At 70.0% G+C, this 18,365-nt stretch carries 16 protein-coding genes and 1 tRNA gene; 6 read left to right on the top strand and 11 right to left on the bottom strand.

Annotated features, from left to right (window positions below):
* Nucleotides 1-94: 94 nt before the first annotated feature.
* A complete protein-coding gene (locus J2851_RS19300; RefSeq protein ID WP_246500782.1) occupies nt 95-2,167 on the top strand; it encodes a methyl-accepting chemotaxis protein in 2,073 nt (690 codons plus the stop codon).
* A 152-nt stretch (nt 2,168-2,319) separates the two neighbouring features.
* Here the strand turns inward: J2851_RS19300 and J2851_RS19295 are convergent.
* A tRNA-Val gene (locus J2851_RS19295) sits at nt 2,320-2,394 on the bottom strand.
* Nucleotides 2,395-2,584: 190 nt separating this feature from the next.
* Here J2851_RS19295 and J2851_RS19290 point away from each other — a divergent pair.
* The 3 genes from J2851_RS19290 (at nt 2,585) to J2851_RS19280 (ending at nt 6,353) form a co-directional block, all read left to right on the top strand.
* Nucleotides 2,585-3,466: an N-formylglutamate amidohydrolase gene (locus J2851_RS19290; protein ID WP_209768100.1), complete on the top strand. Its 882-nt coding sequence runs from the start codon at nt 2,585-2,587 to the stop codon at nt 3,464-3,466.
* A gap of 495 nt (nt 3,467-3,961) precedes the next feature.
* Nucleotides 3,962-5,359: an alpha,alpha-trehalose-phosphate synthase (UDP-forming) gene (otsA, locus tag J2851_RS19285; RefSeq protein WP_209768099.1), complete on the top strand. Its 1,398-nt coding sequence runs from the start codon at nt 3,962-3,964 to the stop codon at nt 5,357-5,359.
* Nucleotides 5,360-5,369: 10 nt separating this feature from the next.
* Nucleotides 5,370-6,353: a glucokinase gene (locus tag J2851_RS19280; RefSeq protein ID WP_209768098.1), complete on the top strand. Its 984-nt coding sequence runs from the start codon at nt 5,370-5,372 to the stop codon at nt 6,351-6,353.
* 104 nt (nt 6,354-6,457) lie between these two features.
* Here J2851_RS19280 and J2851_RS19275 read toward each other — a convergent pair whose 3' ends face one another.
* Nucleotides 6,458-7,051 (bottom strand): uracil-DNA glycosylase, encoded by a 594-nt coding sequence (locus J2851_RS19275; RefSeq protein WP_209768097.1) that lies wholly within the window; start codon nt 7,049-7,051, stop codon nt 6,458-6,460.
* A gap of 167 nt (nt 7,052-7,218) precedes the next feature.
* Between J2851_RS19275 and J2851_RS19270 the strand changes: the two genes are divergently transcribed.
* Together J2851_RS19270 and J2851_RS19265 are read left to right on the top strand one after the other, a co-directional pair.
* Nucleotides 7,219-7,617 carry a 4a-hydroxytetrahydrobiopterin dehydratase gene (locus J2851_RS19270; RefSeq protein WP_209768096.1) on the top strand — a complete coding sequence of 133 codons (399 nt, stop codon included), beginning with the start codon at nt 7,219-7,221 and terminating at the stop codon, nt 7,615-7,617.
* 86 nt (nt 7,618-7,703) lie between these two features.
* On the top strand, nt 7,704-8,885 hold the full coding sequence (locus tag J2851_RS19265; RefSeq protein WP_209768094.1) for a glycosyltransferase family 4 protein: 1,182 nt from the start codon (nt 7,704-7,706) through the stop codon (nt 8,883-8,885).
* 127 nt (nt 8,886-9,012) lie between these two features.
* On the opposite strand, the gene J2851_RS19260 is transcribed toward J2851_RS19265, so the two are convergent.
* From J2851_RS19260 to minD, 9 genes are all read right to left on the bottom strand, one after another.
* Nucleotides 9,013-10,215, bottom strand: coding sequence for an aminotransferase class V-fold PLP-dependent enzyme (locus tag J2851_RS19260; protein WP_209768092.1), 1,203 nt, complete (start codon nt 10,213-10,215; stop codon nt 9,013-9,015).
* A gap of 23 nt (nt 10,216-10,238) precedes the next feature.
* Nucleotides 10,239-10,589, bottom strand: a complete 351-nt coding sequence (locus tag J2851_RS19255) for a cupin domain-containing protein (RefSeq protein ID WP_209768090.1) — start codon at nt 10,587-10,589, stop codon at nt 10,239-10,241.
* Nucleotides 10,586-11,584 (bottom strand): N-acetyl-D-Glu racemase DgcA, encoded by a 999-nt coding sequence (gene dgcA / locus J2851_RS19250; protein ID WP_209768089.1) that lies wholly within the window; start codon nt 11,582-11,584, stop codon nt 10,586-10,588. Before dgcA ends, J2851_RS19255 begins: the two co-directional genes overlap by 4 nt.
* A 123-nt stretch (nt 11,585-11,707) precedes the next feature.
* Nucleotides 11,708-12,778: a methyl-accepting chemotaxis protein gene (locus J2851_RS19245; RefSeq protein WP_209768087.1), complete on the bottom strand. Its 1,071-nt coding sequence runs from the start codon at nt 12,776-12,778 to the stop codon at nt 11,708-11,710.
* Nucleotides 12,779-13,461: 683 nt separating this feature from the next.
* Nucleotides 13,462-14,205: a methyl-accepting chemotaxis protein gene (locus J2851_RS36725; RefSeq protein ID WP_264656830.1), complete on the bottom strand. Its 744-nt coding sequence runs from the start codon at nt 14,203-14,205 to the stop codon at nt 13,462-13,464.
* Between the two features lie 541 nt (nt 14,206-14,746).
* On the bottom strand, nt 14,747-15,271 hold the full coding sequence (locus tag J2851_RS19235; RefSeq protein ID WP_209768083.1) for a PAS domain-containing protein: 525 nt from the start codon (nt 15,269-15,271) through the stop codon (nt 14,747-14,749).
* A gap of 197 nt (nt 15,272-15,468) precedes the next feature.
* Entirely contained in the window at nt 15,469-16,836 is a 1,368-nt protein-coding gene (locus J2851_RS19230; protein WP_209768081.1) for a CRTAC1 family protein, read from the bottom strand.
* A 259-nt stretch (nt 16,837-17,095) separates the two neighbouring features.
* A complete protein-coding gene (gene minE, locus J2851_RS36720) occupies nt 17,096-17,494 on the bottom strand; it encodes a cell division topological specificity factor MinE (protein ID WP_209768079.1) in 399 nt (132 codons plus the stop codon).
* A complete protein-coding gene (gene minD / locus J2851_RS19220; RefSeq protein WP_209768077.1) occupies nt 17,491-18,306 on the bottom strand; it encodes a septum site-determining protein MinD in 816 nt (271 codons plus the stop codon). The genes minE and minD overlap by 4 nt, the downstream gene beginning before the upstream one ends.
* Nucleotides 18,307-18,365: the final 59 nt, after the last annotated feature.

Below are 18,365 nucleotides of genomic sequence, written 5' to 3'. Positions count from 1 at the left end.
CAAGACCGCCCGCGGCGCCTTCCCTCGCCCGCAAGACGGGGTCAAGTCGACGGCCGGCCGGAAGCGACATTGTGAAAAGTCAGCGGAGCGAAGAATGAGTGTCCTGCACAGCGTGACCATCAAGGCCAAGGCCTCGGCGGCGGCGTTGCTGGTCGTTATCGTGACGGCCGCGGCGGCGTTGCTCGTGCAGCAGGAGATGGCGGCGCAGCGGGACTCGCTCGTGACGGTGCGCACCAACGCCGACGAGGTGAGCGGCAAGGTCGTCCCGCTGATCGGCCACATCGCGGAGATGCGCTACGACGTCGCGCAGGTTCAGCAATGGCTGACCGACGTGTCCGCCACGCGCGGGCAGGACGGGCTGGACGACGGCCCGGAGAAGGCGCGGGAGTTCGCCAACAAGTTCGGCGAGGCGGCCGCCGAGGCGCGCGCCATCGCCGACCAGCTCGGCCTGTCGGCCATCGTCTCGGCCATCGACGCCTCCCGTCAGGCCTTCCCGCCCTTCTACGAGCTGGGCCAGCGCATGGCGAAGGCCTACGTCGACAGCGGCCCGACCGCCGGAAACGCGATGATGGGGCAGTTCGACAAGGTCGCCGAGAGCATGGGCGAGGAGATGGAGCGGCTCCTCGCCGCCATGACGGACGCGCGGGAGCAGCGGCTGGCGCGGCTGGAAGGGGCGGTCGCCGACATCGAGGGCGCCGCCGCGTCGCTGAGCCGCGTCCTGACCGGCGTCGCTCTCGTGACGTTGGCCATCATCCTGGTCGCGGTCGTCTTCCTGCGCTCGGCCGTCATCGGCCCGATCGACCGGATGCGCGCCACCATGGTGGCCATGGCCGCCGGGAACTTCCGCATCGAGGTCGGATTCGACGGGCGCGGCGACGAGATCGGCCAGATGGCCGAGGCGGTGCGCGTCTTCGGCAAGGCCGGGCTGGAGAACGAGCGGCTGCGGGCCCAGCAGGAGCAGGACCGCGCCACCGCCGAGGAGGAGCGGCGCCGCGCCCTGGCCTACATGGCCGACACGGTGGAGCGGGAAACCCGCAGCGCCGTGGAAAGCGTGGCGACGCACGCGTCGCAGATGGCCGGCAACGCCGAGGCGATGGCGACCTCGGCCGACCTTGTCAGCGACAACTCCCAGGACGTCGCGGCGGCGGCCAGCCAGGCGCTGTCGAACGCGCAGACCGTGGCCTCGGCCGCCGCCGAACTGTCGGCCTCGATCCGCGAGATCGGCCGCCAGGTGGCCGCCTCGGTGGACGTGACCGGGCAGGCCGTCGCCAAGGCGGAGTCCGCCAGTTCGATCATCGTCCGCCTGTCCGACGCCGTGGAGCGCATCGGCGCGGTGGCCCGGCTGATCAGCGAGATCGCCAGCCAGACCAACCTGCTGGCGCTCAACGCCACGATCGAGGCCGCCCGGGCGGGCGAGGCCGGCAAGGGCTTCGCCGTGGTGGCGCAGGAGGTCAAGAACCTCGCCAACCAGACCGCCCGCTCCACGGAGGAGATCGCCACCCTGATCACCGACGTCGAATCGGTGACCAAGCTGGCCGTGGACACCGTGGCGGAGGTGACCGGCACCATCGGCCAGGTGTCGGACATCTCCTCGTCCATCGCCGCCGCGGTGGAGGAGCAGGACGCCGCGACGCAGGAGATCGCGCGCACCGTCAGCGAGACCAGCCAGGCCGCCCGCCAGGTCTCGTCCCGCATCGCGCTGGTGTCGGAGGAAGCCACCCAGACCGGCGCGCGGGCGAACGACGTGCGCGCCGGGGCCAGCGACGTCGCGCAGAGCATCGACGAGCTGCAGCGCATCCTGGTGCGGGTGGTCCGCACCGCGACCGCCGACGTGGACCGCCGGCGCTCGCCGCGCTTCCCGGTCGACCTCCCCTGCACGATCGAAACGGTGGCTGGCGATACGGCGGGCGCCGCAAACGCGAAGTCCCGCATCGTCAACCTGTCCGCCGGCGGCGCCATGATCGTCGACGCGCCCGCCCTCGCCCCCGGCGCGACCAGCAGCCTACACGCGCCGGCGCTGTCGCGGCGCCTCCCCTTCGTGGTCAAGACCAACGACCACGGCCAGCTGCACGTGAAGTTCACGCTGTCGAACGACGAACGGAAAGCCTTCGAGCGCGAGGTCGCCGCCCTGGCTTCGGCTTCGCCCGCGGAGCGGCCCGCGGCCTGAAGAGCCTTGCTCCCGATGGGGTGCCCGCCGCCGGCGGCTCCTCATCGGGCCTTCCGCCGCAGGGTCGCCGACGGATCGGAACGCGATGGCCCGGACACAGAGCCCAGACATGGCGAAGGCCGGCAACCCGCCTGGGTTCCGTCCTTCGTGGATGGTGGGCGCGACAGGGATTGAACCTGTGACCCCTACGATGTCAACGTAGTGCTCTCCCGCTGAGCTACGCGCCCATCCTTGCCGCCGTCTGGACCGTCGTTTCAGCCCGTCCGGCGTGGGCGTGGGGTGTACCACCATCCCGGGGGTCTGGCAAGCCCGGATTTCATTTTTTTGGGATCATCATCACAAACGCGGTCACGACTGTTGGAACGCGAGCGGGACGGAGCGTGACAGGACCGTCCTCGTCCACTACATCAAGGGACCATGGACGCTCACGCCGCCGCCGTAACCGAGCCGGAACGGGCCTTCGACCTGCTGACCCCGGCCGAACAAACCAAGCCGCTGGTGCTGGCCTCGCCGCACAGCGGGAACCGCTACACGACCGACTTCCTGGCGGCGGCGCGGCTCGACCCGCGCGCGCTGCGCAAGTCGGAGGACTGTTTCGTCGACGAGATCTTCGCCGGCGCACCGGCGCTGGGCGTGCCGCTGATCCGCGCGCTGTTCCCCCGTGCCTTCCTGGACGTCAACCGCGAGGCCTACGAACTCGACCCGGACATGTTCGTGGACAGCCTGCCCACCTACGTCAACACGCGCTCCCCGCGCGTCGCGGCGGGGCTGGGCACCATCGCGCGGGTGGTCGCCAACGGCGAGGACATCTACCGCGGCAAGCTGCGCTTCGCGGAGGCGGTGCGGCGCGTCAACCTGTTCTACATGCCCTACCACGCCGCCCTGCGGCAGCTGGTCGAGGACACCCGCAACCGCTTCGGCCACGCCGTGCTGGTCGATTGCCACTCCATGCCCTCGCCGGGGCTGGGCGACCGCGACGCCCGGCGCGCCGACATCGTGCTGGGCGACTGCTTCGGCAACTCCTGCGCGCCGGTGGTCATGGAATCGGCGGAGCGCTTCCTGCGCGGCCTCGGCTACACGGTCAGCCGCAACAGCCCTTACGCCGGCGGCTACACGACCCGCCACTACGGCCGGCCGCGCCAGGGCATCCACGCGCTGCAGATCGAGATCAGCCGCGACCTCTACATGGACGAGGCGACGCTGTCCCGCCTGCCCTTCCTCGACGTGCTGGCCCGCCACATGAACGAGATGGTGGACGGCATCGCCCACCTGCCGTCCGAACCGCTGGAACCGCGCTGAACGTCGTCTGGGCAATGGGCCGGGCAGAAAAAAGGCCGCGGCTTGCACCGCGGCCTTAAGTCTAGGGAGGAAACGCCCAAGAAGTGCGTTACGGCACCGCTCCCATCGGAGATGCGATCGATGCCGCACTGCACAATATGATCGCGTCCTCCGGCCGATCAAGAGGGAAAATGATTTTCTTTTTGATTTCAGTGCGTTGATGAATTATTGAGCATAGGGTGCGGCTGGCGCGAGCAGCGTGTCACGCTGCACCGCACACAAAAAAGCCTCTTCGCTTCCGCAAAAACTGGGGCGGACGGCGGGGCTGCCAACCCTCCCTCTCCCATTGGCGTAGCCTCATGGGCCAGCGGGGAACCAACCGTCAACACCGCTCGTTTCGTCCCCGCCCGGTCCCTTGCGCAACACACCATTGCAAAGCAGGAGCCGGTCACGCGCGGGCCGCAGCGTTCCGGACGGAGAAGCCGGGCGGACCACAGGAACCGGAGAAAGCAGACCGTGAGCAGACTGGTCGTCGTATCCAACCGCGTCGCCCCGATCGACGAAGGAAAGCAGGCCGCCGGCGGGCTGGCCGTGGCCGTGCTGGCCGCGCTGAAGAAGACCGGCGGCATCTGGTTCGGCTGGAGCGGCAACGTCGTCGAGGGCGATTCCCAGGGCGAGCCGACGCGCACCGACGTCGGGCGCCTGACCTACGCGACGCTCGACCTCGGCCGGCGCGACTTCGAGGAATACTACAACGGCTTCGCCAACCAGACGCTGTGGCCGCTGTTCCACTACCGGCTCGGCCTGATCGAGGTCAGCCGCCGCACGCGCGAGGGCTACAAGCGGGTCAACGGCTATTTCGCGGAGCGGCTGGCGCCCCTTTTACAGCCCGACGACATGGTCTGGGTGCACGACTACCACCTGATCCCCTTCGGCGAGGAACTGCGCCAGCGCGGCTGCAACCAGCGCATGGGCTTCTTCCTGCACACGCCCTTCCCGGCGCCGGAGATCCTGGTCGCCCTGCCCAACCACCGGGAGCTGATCCGGGAGCTGTGCAACTACGACCTCGTCGGCTTCCACACCCAGGTCGACCTGCGCTGCTTCGCCGACTACATCCGGGAGGAGACGGACGGCACGGTGGAGGACCGCGGGCCGGAGGGCGGCATGATGATCCAGGCCTTCGGCCGCACGCTGCTGGCCAAGGCCTTCCCCATCAGCATCGACACCGCCAACCTGGAAAGCCTCGCCCAGACCGCCGCGCGCTCGCGCCACACGGAACGGCTGCGGGAAAGCCTGGTCGGGCGGCGGCTGATCATCGGCGTGGACCGGCTGGACTATTCCAAGGGCCTGCCGCAGCGCTTCCAGGCCTTCGAGCAGCTGCTGGCCACCTACCCGGAGCATTGCAACCGCGTCTCCTTCCTGCAGATCGCCCCGCCGAGCCGCGAGGACGTGCCCGAATACATCGCCATCAAGCGCGAGCTGTCGGAGCTGTCCGGCCGCATCAACGGCCGATTCGCCGAGTTCGACTGGGTGCCGATCCGCTACCTGAACAAAAGCTTCGGGCGGCGCGTGCTGGCCGGCTTCTACCGCACCGCCAACGTCGGGCTGGTCACCCCCTTGCGCGACGGCATGAACCTCGTCGCCAAGGAGTATGTGGCCTGCCAGGACCCCGACGATCCCGGCGTGCTGGTGCTGTCCACCTTCGCGGGGGCCGCGCGGGAGCTGGGCGAGGCGCTGATCGTCAACCCCTTCGACATCGAGGCGGTGGCCGACGCGCTGCAACGCGCCCTGACCATGTCCCTGCCCGAGCGGAAGGAGCGGCACGACGCCATCATGCGCACCCTGCGACGCCATGACATCGGCTGGTGGCGGGAAACCTACGTGGACGCCTTGACGCGCGCGCCGTACGGGTGACACTGGAGTCATGACGACCGACACCGCATTCCCCATCCAGACCACCGGCGCGCTGACGCTGGTGGCGGACATCGGCGCCACAAACGCCCGCTTCGGCCTGATCGACGACACGGGCGTCCACGACCAGCGCGTCCTGCGCGGCGCCGACTTCCCCACGCTGGAGGCGGCGGCGGAGGCCTATCTGGCGACCGTGCGCCACCTGCCCCGCCCGACGCGCGGCGCCTTCGCCATCGCCGGGCCGGTGACCGGCGACCGCGTGGCGATGACCAACCTCAGCTGGGCCTTCTCCACCGCCCACGTGCGCGGCGCGCTGGGGCTGGAGCGGCTGGCCGTCATCAACGACTTCACCGCCGTGGCCCTGTCGGTGCCACGCCTCACCCCCGCGGACGTCCGACAGGTCGGCGACGGCGCGCCGGAGCCGCACGCGGTGGTCGGCGTCCTCGGGCCGGGCAGCGGGCTCGGCGTGTCCGGCCTCGTGCCCGGTCCGCAGGGCTGGACCGCGCTTGCCGGCGAGGGCGGGCACGTCACCATGGCCCCGATCAGCGACCGCGAGAGCGCCGTTCTGGCCCAGCTGCGCAAGCGCCACGACCATGTGTCGGCGGAACGGGTGCTGTCCGGGCCGGGGCTGGTCAACCTCTACGAGGCGCTGAGCATCCTCGACAACCGGGAGCCGGAGGCCTTCACCCCCGCCCAGGTGACCGAATCCGCGCTCGCCGCCAGCAACCCGCACTGCATCGAGGCGGTGGAGATGTTCTGCGCGATGCTCGGCACCGTGGCCGGCAACCTCGCCCTGACGCTGGGCGCGCGCGGCGGCGTCTACATCGCCGGCGGCATCGTGCCGAAGCTGGACGGGCTGTTCCTGCACTCCCGCTTCCGCAAGCGCTTCGTGGAGAAGGGCCGGATGCGCGAGTACCTCGCCCCGATCCCGACCTACGTCATCACCCACCCGCTCCCGGCCTTCCTTGGCTTGGCGGAGGCCGCGTCGCGGGCGTGACCGGACGCTCCCGTAGGTTGGGTGGAGCGCAGCGCAACCCAACAGCGCTTGCAACGCCAGGATGTTGGGTTGCGGCTGCGCCTCCACCCAACCTACGATGGTCGTCACGCCCCCAACAGCGACGCCGCCAGCTTCAGGTCGGCCAGGAAGGTCGGCTGCTCGGCCAGCTGGCCACGCAGGATGTAGCTGGGGTGGAAGGTCGGCACCACGTCGACGCCCGGCAGCAGGCGGCAGGGCTGCACCGTTCCGCGCAGCTGCATGATGCCGTTCTGCCCGGTCAGCGCCCACAGCGGCGTGCGGCCGAGCGCCACGATAACGCGCGGGGCGTAGGCCTCCAGCGTGCGTTGGAGATGCTCGATCTCGCCGGAGAACTCCGCCAGCACCCAGTCGGACGTGCCGAACGGCCCCCAGCGCTCGTCGATGGCGCGGCCTTCCTTCTTGGCGCGGGTGCGCGAGGCGAAGAAATGCGCCACCTTGTTGCCCGGCGGCTGGTAGCGGAAGACGTTGGCGACCAGGCTTTCCGCCCGGTCCACGCCCGCGGCCTTCAGCGTCTCGTCCAGCAGCTGGCCGCTGCGCCCGACGAAGGGCTTGCCCTGGCGCGCTTCCTCCGCCCCCGGCGCCTCGCCGACGATGGCCAGCCGCGGCCCCGCCGCCGGCTTGCTGGGCTGCTGGTAATCGGCGAAAGGCAGATCGGTCATGGCACGGACGTCCGGTAGCGTGGGTGGCGTGGGGGACAACAGCCGGGCGCTGTCTTGGGTCCTATAGCCAAGCTTCGGCGCCGCCTCAACCTCGCCCACCTTGCCGGCATGCCGTTCGCGCCCCACGATTGTTGCTCAAAGCACGAATGAACAACGGAGGGCACGAGATGGCCGCGCAACAGGACTTCACCGCCATGACCTGCGAGCCGTGCCGGGGCGGCATTCCCCCGATGGACCGCGCGATGGCGGACAGCTATCTGGTCCAGCTGCCGGGCTGGTCGATCAAGGGCAACCCGGACCGGCTGGAGCGCGATTTCCGCTTCGGCAATTTCCGGGAGGCGCAGGCCTTCGCCATGCGCGTCGGCGACCTGTGCGAATCGGAAGGCCACCACGCGGAAATCCTCTACGGCTGGGGCCACTGCACCGTCACCTTCTGGACGCACAAGATCAACGGCCTGCACGAGAACGACTTCATCATGGCCGCCAAGGTGAACGGACTGTCCGACGAGCCCTACGTCCCGGCGTCGGAGTCCATGGGCGACGTCTCCCCGACCGCCCGGACCTGAGCAACCGAAAGGCGCAACCGACAGGCGTTGACTTGACGGGCTCCGTCTGAGAGACCGGGTGACCACCACTCCGGAGGGAGCCCCGCATGTCCGCCACGCCCATCGTCATCCAATGGGGCCTGTCCAGCTACAGCGGCTGGGGCGTGAACGGCCTGCAGCTCGCGCTGAACTGGACCCGCACCGGGCGGTTCGCGCCGCTCTGCTCCCTGCCGCTGCGGCTTGAGGAGATCGCGCTGTCGCCGCTGGAGTGGCAGCGCATGGCCGGCCTGTTCCGCGAATCGGAGTCCTTCTGCGCGCAAATCGCCCCGCACGCCGGGCAGGAGGTCGTCGTCTCCGTCCCGGTGCTGCGCGGGCTCGGCAACAACCTCGCCGGCAGCCGGTCGGTGGGCGGGGTGACGCTGCGCGGCCGGACGACTGTCGGCGTCTGCTACCTGGAGGACACGGGCATCGACGCGGAGGGCCGGGCGCGCGCCGCGGACTGCGCGGCCATCGTCGCCGGGTCGGGCTTCGTCCAGCGGGTGCTGGAGGGCGCCGGCATCACCCACGCGCGCACGGTTCTGCAGGGCGTCGATCCCACGCATTTCCACCCCGCGCCGAAGGCCGGCTGGTTCCGCGACCGCTTCGTCGTCGTCTCCGGCGGCAAGCCGGAGTTCCGCAAAGGCCAGGACCTCGCCCTGCTCGCCTTCCGCGCCTTCGCCGAGCGCCATCCGGAGGCGCTTCTGCTGACCGCCTGGCACAGCCCCTGGCCGGAAGGCGCCCGCTCGCTGGAGGCCAACCGGGCCGTAGCACCCGTCCTGTTCCGGGACGACGGCCGCTTCGACGCGGTGGGCTGGGCGGTCGCCAACGGCATCCGGGCGGAGCAGGTGATCGACCTCGGCCCCGTGCCCAACGCCGACATGGCCCGCATCCTGCGCGAGGCGGACGTCGGCCTGTTCCCCAACCGGGGGGAGGGTGGCACCAACCTCGTCGCCATGGAATGCATGGCCTGCGGCGTGCCGGCGATCCTGTCGGCCAACACCGGGCACCTCGACCTGATCCGCGGCGGCAACTGCGTCCCCCTGACGCGCCAGAGCCCCGTCAGCGCTCCCTTCGGCACCGACGGCTGGGGCGAAAGCGACGTGGAGGAGATCGTCGCCGCGCTGGAACGTCTGTGGACCGACCGGGCCGAAGCGCAAGCCATCGGCCGGGCCGGCGCCGCCTTCATGGCCGGCCTGACCTGGGAACGCTACGCGGATGGCGTGGCGGCGGTGGTGGAAGGGGTGGGGTGAGAAGTGTCGCGTTGGGCCCCCACCCAACCCTCCCCCACCTTCGGCGAGGGAGGGCTCTTCTCCTCCCCCCGTCGAAGATGGGGGGAGGTCGGGAGGGGGGCCCAACGCGACGACCTTCACATAAGACTCACACCCCCCGCACCGCCGCCACCAGCCGCTCCACCTCCTCCTCGGAGTTGTAGTAATGCGGAGAGGCGCGGACGAGGTCGGTCAGGCCGCGGGCGTCCATGTCGAAGCGGGTGGAGGCGGCGCCGGACACCGAGATGTTGATCCCCTGCCCGGCCAGCGCCGCCTTGATGGCGCGCGGCTCCCGCCCGTCGACGGTGAAGGTCACGATGGCGCAGCGTTCCGCCCCGAGGTCCCGCACCGTCACGCCGGGCAGTTCGGCCAGCCGCCGGCGCAGCGTCTCGGCCAGCCCGAAGGCGCGGTCGCGGATCGCCTCCAGGCCCCAGGACAGGGCGTAGTCCACCGCGACGCCCAGCCCGATTCGGGCGGCGACGTTGCTCTCCCACAGCTCGAACCGGCGGGCGTCGGGGCGCATCTCGTAGCGGTCGGCGGCGACCAGCGCCGCGCCGGAATGGTCGAGCGTGTGCGGCTCGATGCGGTCGAGCCAGTCCTTGCGCACGTAGAGGAAGCCGGTGCCGCGCGGCGCGCGCAGGAACTTGCGCCCGGTGGCCGACAGGAAGTCGCAGCCGAGGGCCTCCACGTCCACCGGCATCTGCCCCACCGTCTGGCAGGCGTCGAGCAGGTAGGGGATGCCGTGCCGCCGCGCCACCCGGCCGATGGCCGCCGCCGGGTTCACCAGCCCGCCGTTGGTCGGGATGTGGGTGATGGCGATCAGCGCCACCCGCCCCTTACCGGGCTCCGCGACCATCGCCTCCAAGGCATCCACGGAGGTCTGGCCGGTCTCGTCGCTGGGGATCACCTCCACCACCACGCCGGTGCGGCGGGCGGCCTGGAGGAAGGGGATGATGTTGGCCGAATATTCGGCGCGCGCGGTCAGGATGCGGTCGCCCGGCCGGAAGCCGCCGCCGGGCAGCGAGGCCACGGCGTTGAAGGCCATGTCCCAGCCGACCGTCGCGCTTTCCACCAGCGCGATCTCCGTCCGGTCACAGGACAGCAGCCGGGCGATGGGGTCGTAGGTGCCCTCCAACCTGTCCCGGTTGCGCTCCGCGGCCTCGTAGCCGCCAATGCGCGCCTCCAGCTCCTGGTGTTCCGCCACCGCGTCCAGCACGGGCTGCGGCAGCAGGGCGGCGCCGGCGTTGTTGAAATGCGCGACATGCCGGGTGCCCGGCGTCTCCGCGCGGGCGCGCGCGACGTCGATGCTCATCGTCTCTTTCCTCCCCAGATTTTTTATGGTTCGCCAATGTGGACGGCCAGCCAGACGGTCGGCGCGTCGGGATCGGTCCAGGCGACGCGGTGGCGGGTGCGGGCCGGGATCATTGCCCAGTCGCCGGGGCCGAGCACACGCTCTCCCTCGCCCTCGATCTGGAGACCGGCCGCGCCCTGCACCAGCAGCACGAACTCGTCCCAGGCCTGATCGTACCAGAAGCCCTCCGGCGAAGCCTGCCCGGTGGACAGGATGCGCTCGATCCGCACACCCGGCGTGGCCGCGAGGGTCGTGAAAAGCTCGTCCGGCAGCGGGCCGGAGGGAAGGTCATCCAGAAGGCCGCCAAAAGCAGCACCGCCGGGCGGCGGCGTCATCCCCAGAGTTCCGCGGCCGGCGGGCACAGCACCGCGCCGTCGTAATGCAGGGCCGGCGTGCGATCTTCCGCCAGCAGAAGCGGCCCGTCCAGGTCCACGTAGCGCGCGCCCTGCCCGACCAGCACGGCCGGCGCCATGGCGAGCGAGGTGGCGACCATGCAGCCGACCATGATGTCGAAGCCGGCCTCCTCCGCCGCCTTCTTCATCAGCAGCGCCTCGGTTAGGCCGCCGGCCTTGTCCAGCTTGATGTTGACGACCTGGTAGAGGCCCTTCAGCCGGTCGAGCGAGCCCAGGTCGTGGCAGGACTCATCGGCTCCCAGCGCCACCGGGCAGTCGATGCCGCGCAACGCCTCGTCCTCGCCGGCCGGCAGCGGCTGCTCGATCATCTCGACGCCCAGCTCGGCCAGCACCGGCGCGAAGCGGTGCAGTTGCTCCAGCGTCCAGGCCTCGTTGGCGTCCACGACCAGGCGGGCGGCGGGGGCGGCCTCGCGCACCGCGCGCACACGGTCCAGGTCGCCCTCGCCGGTCAGCTTCATCTTCAGGATGGGGTGGTCCGCCGCCCGCTGCCGCGCGGCGGCGGCCATGGCGGCCGGCTCGTCCACGCTCAGCGTGACGCAGGTGACCAGCTTCTTCGGCGCGTCGGCCAGCCCGGCGAGCCGCCAGGCCGGTTTGCCCGCCTGCTTGGCCTCCAGGTCCCACAGCGCGCAGTCCAGCGCGTTGCGGGCGGCGCCCGGCGGCATGACCTCGCGCAGGCGCTCGCGGTTCAAGCCCTCGGCGACCTCGCCCGCCATCGCCTCCAGCGCCTTCACCACGCCGTCCATGGACTCGCCGTAGCGGGCGTAGGGAACGCATTCCCCGCGCCCGCGCTTGCACTCCTGCACCACCTCGGCCACCACCACCTGGGCCTCGGTCTTGGCGCCGCGGGAAATGCGGAACGTTCCGGCGATCGGGAAGCTGTCGCGGCGAACGTAAAGGCGACGGGAGGTCGAGGACATAAGAGGTCTCCAGCAACGCGGCGGACCCGGAGTTTAGACCAACCCGCCGCGATGACCAGAGCACCGTAGGAATGCCAGCTTTACCCGCCCATCCCGGCTCCCCGGTCCCGTTCCGGCCACGGTTCAGCCGATCCCAGGCCCCATCCCGGAGCCGCTGTGGCGGTCGGGCTCCTGCACGATCACGCCGTACCAGCCCAGCCCCTTGTAGGTCTCGTAGCCGGGCGTCAGGGCGTAGCCGATGGTGCGCCCCGTGGGCTCGATGTAGTGGCCCATCCCGCCGCCATCCCCCCGGCGCAACGCCACCGTTTCGCTCAGCAGGCCGCGCCCATCGGACGAGGCGATGACCCGGTGCCGCGCGTCCAGCAGCAGGCAGCGCGTGCGGTCGCGCTCGCTCTCCTCCAGCCGGACACCCTCCACCACGGCGGCGGCCTGCGGCTCCCAGTCGAAGAAGATGCCCAGCACGCCGATGGGCTCGCCGTTCGCCTCGCCGCCGCTGCGGATCGCCGTGGCGTAGGTGGCGACGACGCGGTTGTCGAGCCGTGGGTTGCGGGCGACGTCGCCGACCGTGAACTCGCCGCCGCTGCGGGTGGACATGGCCTGGCGGAACCACCCTTCCTCCCCGACGCGGGAGCCCACGGTGCCGGCGTAGCGGCCGGGCCGGCCGGTGGCGATCACCTCCCCCTTGGCGTCGCAGATCCACAGGTCGAGATAGACGGTGTAGGATTCCAGGATCACGCCCAGCCGCTGGGAGGCGTGGCGGCGGTTGTCGTCGGACGGGTCGGCGGCGCAATCGACCACGGCGCTGTCCGTGGCCCACCAGCGCACGTCGCAGGACCGCTCATACAGGTTGCGGTCGATGATCTCGATCATGTTGAGCGCCAGGTCGGCGAGGCGCTTGCCGTGCATCTCGCGCACGAGCGCGCTGCCGGTGGTGGTCAGGTGGTCGACGCGGGCCACGATCTCCGAGCGGAGTTCCTTGGTGATCGTGTTCACCTGGTTGGAGATTTCCGACACCTCGTTGGCGACGACCGCGAAGCCGCGACCGGCGTCGCCGGCCCGCGCCGCCTCGATCAGCGCGTTCATGGCCAGCATCTTGGTGCGCCGGGTGATGTCCTCGATCAGCGACACCTTCTTCGACGCGACGTCCAGAACACCCTTCGACAGCTCGAACAGCTCGCTTCCCGCAACGCTCATGGCCACCCTCTCCGCGTTCTCGCCGGTTCGTTGCACGAAGGACATCAAGCGGCGTGCCAACACGCGCCACCGGCGGTACCACGCCCGCAAGACCGCGGAGCGCTTGGGATTGCCCCCGACATCCGCTGGTAAACCACAAAGGGAATGGGGTTCCAAATTCGTTGCAATGCCGAAACATGCATCAGTATGGAGTCCAAACAGTCATCCCCTGGTCATTCAGGGAGGCTGACGAATGGCGACACCCCGCTACGGCGCAACAAACGAACGTAACTTCCGAAAAGTTCGATTTATTCCGTCGGCCGGGCACCCCTCGCCGCCCCGCCGCAGCCCACTCCTTGGGCATATGCCGATCCGCTGATCAACGGGCGGCGCACCGGGGTTCCGGTTATCCATGCATCGAGACGCGATTCCGCTCACAGAACCACCGTCATCCCCGCGAAGGCGGGGATCCAGAACGCCGCAAAGAGTGCTGCTCTGGAAAGCACTGGATCCCCGCCTTCGCGGGGATGACGGGTGTCTTAAAGCGGATTGCAATCCGCTTTGGACCGCGACCGCGGTCCCGGCCGCATGTGCGGCCGAAGCCCGGCCGGCGAATGAGGCCATATGAATCTAAAGCGAATGCAAATTCGCTTTAGGAACGGCGTGTGTTCCCCTCGTGCAATCGCCCCGTACCCGGTTCCCGCTCAGGCGACCTTGTGCATCTCGTCCAGGAACAGCTGCACCTCCCGCGTCAGGCGGTCGGCCTGGGCGGTCATCTGCTCCGACGCGGCGAAGACCTCGTGGGCGGTGTCGCTGGTGCGGGACGCGGCCTCGGTGACGTCCTGGATGTCGTGGGTCACGGCGCGGGTGCCGGCCGCCGCCTGGTCCATGTTGCAGACGATCTCGCGGATCGCCGCGCCCTGCTGCTCGATGCCCGCCGCGATGCCGCCGGCGATCTGGTTGATGTCGTGGATGGTGTGGCCGATGCCGACGATGGAGTTCACCGCTTCCTCGGTGGAGGACTGGATGCCGGCGATCTGGCCGGAGATGTCGCCGGTGGCCTTGGCCGTCTGGTCGGCCAGCCGCTTCACCTCCTGCGCGACCACGGCGAAGCCCTTGCCCGCCTCGCCCGCCCTTGCGGCCTCGATGGTGGCGTTCAGCGCCAGCAGGTTGGTCTGGCTGGCGATGTCGTTGATGAGGGTGACGACCTCCCCCACCGTCTTGGCGGTGTCGGACAGCTGGGCGACCAGCGCGTTGGACCGCTCCGCCTCGCCGGACGCGGTGGCGGCGACCTTCGCCACCTGCTCCACCTGCCGGGCGATCTCGCGGATGGAGGCCGACAGCTCCTCCGTCGCGGCGGCGACGCTGCCGACGTTGGACCCGGTCTGCGCCGCGGCCGCGGCGACGGAGGAGGCCTTGCCGGTCGCCGTCTGGGCGTCCGTCTCCATGGTGCGCGCCGACAGCTCCAGGTGATGGGCGGTGCCGGCGACCTCCGCGCAGACGGCGCGGATCTGGCCCTCGAACCGCTCCGTCACGCCGGCGAAGCCCTTGACCTTCACGGCGATGGCGTCGGTGGCGTTGTTGATGGTGCGGCTGGCGTGCAGGAAGTTGCCCTGCATGCCCTTCAGCACGATGCGCCGGAAATACTTGTTGGCCGAGACGTAGCTCATCGACGCCGTCGCCTCGCGGATGAAGGCGTCGGTGCGGTCGATGCTGTCGTTCAGCGCGTCCATCAGCGCGCCCAGGTCGCCGCCCTCGCGGATGTGGACGACCCGCGCCTCGAAATCGCCGCGCGCGACGGCCTCGCACACGGCCCGCGCCTGCGCCACCGCGGCGCGGGCGCGCGCCAGGCACAGCAGCACCCCGGCGAGCGCCGCCAGCGCCGCAGCACCCAGCGCCAGCCGGACACCGATCCCGCCGAAACCGGCGGCCGCGACCGCCAGCAGCGCTGCGACCAGAGCGGCAGCCACCGCCCCCAGGGCGAAGGCCCTAGAGAGAGAAGACGAATTCGTCATACCCGATCCCCTTCTCCGTCAGCAGGGCGACGACGGCGGCGAAGGCGTCGTTCATGCCCTGCTTGCGGTCGGCGTGCTTGTTCTCGATGTCCAGCAGCGTGCGGTAGAGCGGCACGACCTTGTCGATCGCCGCCCGCTCCGGCACCCGGCGCGAGGAGTGGTAGCCGATGAGCTGGCCGTTGACGTCGTAGCTGGGCGTGACGTGCGCGAAGACCCAGTAATGGTCGCCGTTCTTCGCCCGGTTGACGACGTAGGCGAAAATCTCCTGCCCGGCCCCCAGCGTATCCCACAGCAGCTTGAACACGCAGCGCGGCATGTCCGGGTGGCGGACGATGGAGTGCGGCGCCCCCATCAGCTCCGACTCGGTGTAGCCGGCCACCCGCTGGAAGACCCGGTTGGCGTAGGTGATGCGGCCCTTCAGGTCGGTCTTGGAGACGATGACCTCGTCGTTGTCGAAGAACCGCTCCACCCCGGTCAGGGGAACATCGCGTGGTGCCATGGTGCCTGCGGCCGCCGTCCACCGGGAACGGCGCCCCCTATCGTTCGGGTTTCGTTACAGGGCAGACATTTCCCTTCCCGCAAGATCCCGGACAGGACCCCGCGGGCACCCGCAAATTAAGGTCGGCCGCCGTTTCAGAAAAGTTTAAATTTGTTGCCTTGCGGAAATATCGTCCGTCACGGCGCCCCGTGCGACGCTCACTCCGGCGGGTATGGAACGGTCAGCACACGGCCGGTCGGCGGATTGTCGATGATGGCGATGGTGCCGTCCGGCCAGCGCACCTCGATCTGCTCCACCGCGTGCAGGGGACCCAGCCCGAAATGGGCGACCGGCTCCATCTGGCACAGGTAGCCCGACCCGCCGCAGACCGCCCGGCGCTGCCGGCGCCCGCCGGCCGTGCAGCTGACCACCGCGCCGCGCGCCGGCGCGCCGTAGGGGGTCAGCGGCAGCACGCGGACCCAGCCGTTGCCGGTCGCCGCCGTGCGGTAGAGCGACAGCGGCTGGGCGGGACCGCCGCCGCCGTGGGCGACCAGCAGCTCGAGCCGCCCGTCGCCGTCGATGTCCGCCACCACCGCCCCGGTCCCGTTGCCCTTCGGCTCCAGCGCGTCGCCCAGCTCCAGCGGCTGCCATTCGTCGTTGCGCCAGCCGAACAGGCGATTCGGCTCGCCGTGCAGGTTGAAGAACAGCTCCTCGTAGCCGTCATTGTCGAAATCCGCGGCGATGACCGTGGACACGCGGCCGGGCATCGACATCTCGCCGGTGGCCTCGTCGACGAAGCCGCCGCCGGAGCGTTGGCGAAACAGGCGCTGCGGCCCTTCCCAGGTGCCGACCAGCAGGTCGAAGGCGCCGCCGTCGGTGTCCAGCGTCGCCACCGCGCGCCCGGCGAAGCGGGAATCGGCGATGCCGCGCTCCTCCGCGATCTCCTCGAAGGTTCCGTCACCCAGGTTGCGGAACAGGAAGTTCGGCCCGCCCTCGTTGCAGGCGAACAGGTCCATGCGGTCGGACAGGAAGGGCAGGCAGACCAGCCCGCGCCCGGCGGCGATCAGGTCGATCCCGGCCTCCTCCGCCGCGTCCTCCAGCCGGCCGCGCCGGCTCAGCTCGAACAGGCGGAACGGCCCGCCGTCGGCGGCCACGACGAAGCCGTAGCGGCCGTGCCCGTGCCGGTCCATGGCGACCACCGAGCGGCCGGCGACGCGGTTGGCCATGCCGGCGTTCTCCGGCTGGGCCAGCAGGTCGATCCAGTGCTTGCCGAAGCAGGCGAACAGCCGGTCGCCCATCTCCTTCGGCCCGCTGGCGCAGTCGGAGTTGAGGACGTACAGCTCTTCCCGCCCGTCGCCGTCCACGTCCGCGGCGGTGATGGCGACCGTGCAGCCGGCGGCGTCGGCCAGCAGCGGGCTGGCGATGTCCACCAGCTTCTCGCCGTCCCATTTCAGGATCAGGTTGTTGGTGCCGTAGCCGGTGACCACCAGCTCGAACGCGCCGTCGCCGTCCACGTCGGTGACGGCGATGCCGTTGGACAGGCGCGGCTGGTTGCCGACGATCAGACGCGAGCAATCGAGGAACATCGGCCGCCACTCCCCCTGCAACGCCGCCCCGGCGGGGCTCTGATTCGTTGATACCCCTTCGAACGACGGAGGTAAACCCGCACGGAGGTTCAAAGCGGGCGCGAGGGCCGGGCTATGGCCGGAAGTATAAGGCGAATTCGCCGTTTCGGCGTGGGATGCGCAGGTTGGGTGAAACCCGACATGGCCGGGAACGCGGGGGCTGTTGGGTTTCGGCTGCGCCTCCACCCAACCTACGGCCCCCACCTGCGGCCCGGGTTCGTCAGCGGCGCTTCTTGATGCCGCCGTTGGTGAGCGCGCCGCCGGCCGCCATCTTGACGGAATCGGACGACTCGTCGTCATCGGCAGCGGCGCCGCCGTTCGCCTTGCCGACCGCCGCCTTGGCGGCCTCCTTCAGGGCCTTGGCGGCCTCGCGCGCCGGAAGCTCGATGTTCAGCTCCAGGGTCGAGCAGTCGCCGCCGCGGTCCAGCTTCACCTCGACCTTGTTCTGGTCGATGTCGATGTACTTGGCGATGACGGCCAGAAGCTCCTGCTGAAGCATCGGCAGATAGTCCGGCCCGGAGCGCCCGGCGCGCTCGTGGGCCATGACGATCTGCAGCCGCTCCTTGGCCTGGACGGCCGATGGGCGCGGGGCGGACCGGAAGAAGCTGAAGATGCTCATGCGGTCCTCCGCAGCAGGCGGCTGAACAGGCCCTTCTTCGGAACGGAGACGAAGCGGTGCTCCAGATCCTCGCCCAGGAAGCGGCCGACCGCGTCGATGTAGGCCTGGCCGGCGTTCGAATGCTCGTCCAGGATGACCGGCATGCCGACGTTGGAGGCGCGCAGCACGGCCTGGCTTTCCGGAATGACGCCGAGCAGCGGGATCGCCAGGATCTCCAGCACGTCGTCGACCTTCAGCATCTCGCCGCGCTCCACCCGCTCCGGGTCGTAGCGGGTCAGCAGGAGCTGCTGGGTGACCGGCTCCTCGCCCCGCTCCGCGCGGCGCGACTTGCTGTTCAGCACGCCCAGGATGCGGTCGCTGTCGCGCACCGAGGAGACCTCGGGGTTGGTCACGATGATCGCGTGATCGGCGAAGTACAGCGACATCAGCGCGCCGCGCTCGATGCCCGCCGGGCTGTCGCACAGGATGTAGTCGAACTCCTTCGACAGCTCGTTCAGGACCTTCTCGACGCCCTCCTTGGTCAGGGCGTCCTTGTCGCGGGTCTGCGAGGTCGGAAGGATGTACAGGTTGTCGATGCGCTTGTCCTTGATCAGCGCCTGGTTCAGCTTCGCCTCGCCGTTGATGACGTTGATGAAGTCGAACACCACGCGCCGCTCGCAGCCCATGACCAGGTCGAGGTTGCGCAGGCCCACGTCGAAGTCGATGACGACCGTCTTGAAGCCGCGCAAGGCGAGTCCGGTCGCGAAAGCGGCGGAGGAGGTCGTCTTGCCGACGCCGCCCTTGCCGGAAGTCATGACGATGATCTTGCCCAACGGAGCTTCTCCCACATTCCTAAAAGTTGCCGCCAACAAACCCGGTTACACACTCAATG

The sequence above is a fragment of the Azospirillum rugosum genome (assembly GCF_017876155.1).
Classification (GTDB): Bacteria; Pseudomonadota; Alphaproteobacteria; order Azospirillales; family Azospirillaceae; genus Azospirillum; species Azospirillum rugosum.
Note: the sequence above shows the minus strand (reverse complement) of the source record. Positions and strands in the feature narration are given on the sequence as shown.

What these genes read in the sequence shown, in the direction of transcription:
- J2851_RS19300 (WP_246500782.1), top strand. Translation starts at nt 95, where the DNA reads ATGAGTGTCCTGCACAGCGTGACCATCAAGGCCAAGGCCTCGGCGGCG.
- J2851_RS19290 (WP_209768100.1), top strand. Translation starts at nt 2,585, where the DNA reads ATGGACGCTCACGCCGCCGCCGTAACCGAGCCGGAACGGGCCTTCGAC.
- J2851_RS19280 (WP_209768098.1), top strand. Translation starts at nt 5,370, where the DNA reads ATGACGACCGACACCGCATTCCCCATCCAGACCACCGGCGCGCTGACG.
- J2851_RS19275 (WP_209768097.1), bottom strand. Translation starts at nt 7,051, where the DNA reads ATGACCGATCTGCCTTTCGCCGATTACCAGCAGCCCAGCAAGCCGGCG.
- J2851_RS19270 (WP_209768096.1), top strand. Translation starts at nt 7,219, where the DNA reads ATGGCCGCGCAACAGGACTTCACCGCCATGACCTGCGAGCCGTGCCGG.
- J2851_RS19265 (WP_209768094.1), top strand. Translation starts at nt 7,704, where the DNA reads ATGTCCGCCACGCCCATCGTCATCCAATGGGGCCTGTCCAGCTACAGC.
- J2851_RS19260 (WP_209768092.1), bottom strand. Translation starts at nt 10,215, where the DNA reads ATGAGCATCGACGTCGCGCGCGCCCGCGCGGAGACGCCGGGCACCCGG.
- J2851_RS19255 (WP_209768090.1), bottom strand. Translation starts at nt 10,589, where the DNA reads ATGACGCCGCCGCCCGGCGGTGCTGCTTTTGGCGGCCTTCTGGATGAC.
- dgcA (WP_209768089.1), bottom strand. Translation starts at nt 11,584, where the DNA reads ATGTCCTCGACCTCCCGTCGCCTTTACGTTCGCCGCGACAGCTTCCCG.
- J2851_RS19245 (WP_209768087.1), bottom strand. Translation starts at nt 12,778, where the DNA reads ATGAGCGTTGCGGGAAGCGAGCTGTTCGAGCTGTCGAAGGGTGTTCTG.
- J2851_RS36725 (WP_264656830.1), bottom strand. Translation starts at nt 14,205, where the DNA reads ATGGAGACGGACGCCCAGACGGCGACCGGCAAGGCCTCCTCCGTCGCC.
- J2851_RS19235 (WP_209768083.1), bottom strand. Translation starts at nt 15,271, where the DNA reads ATGGCACCACGCGATGTTCCCCTGACCGGGGTGGAGCGGTTCTTCGAC.
- J2851_RS19230 (WP_209768081.1), bottom strand. Translation starts at nt 16,836, where the DNA reads ATGTTCCTCGATTGCTCGCGTCTGATCGTCGGCAACCAGCCGCGCCTG.
- minE (WP_209768079.1), bottom strand. Translation starts at nt 17,494, where the DNA reads ATGAGCATCTTCAGCTTCTTCCGGTCCGCCCCGCGCCCATCGGCCGTC.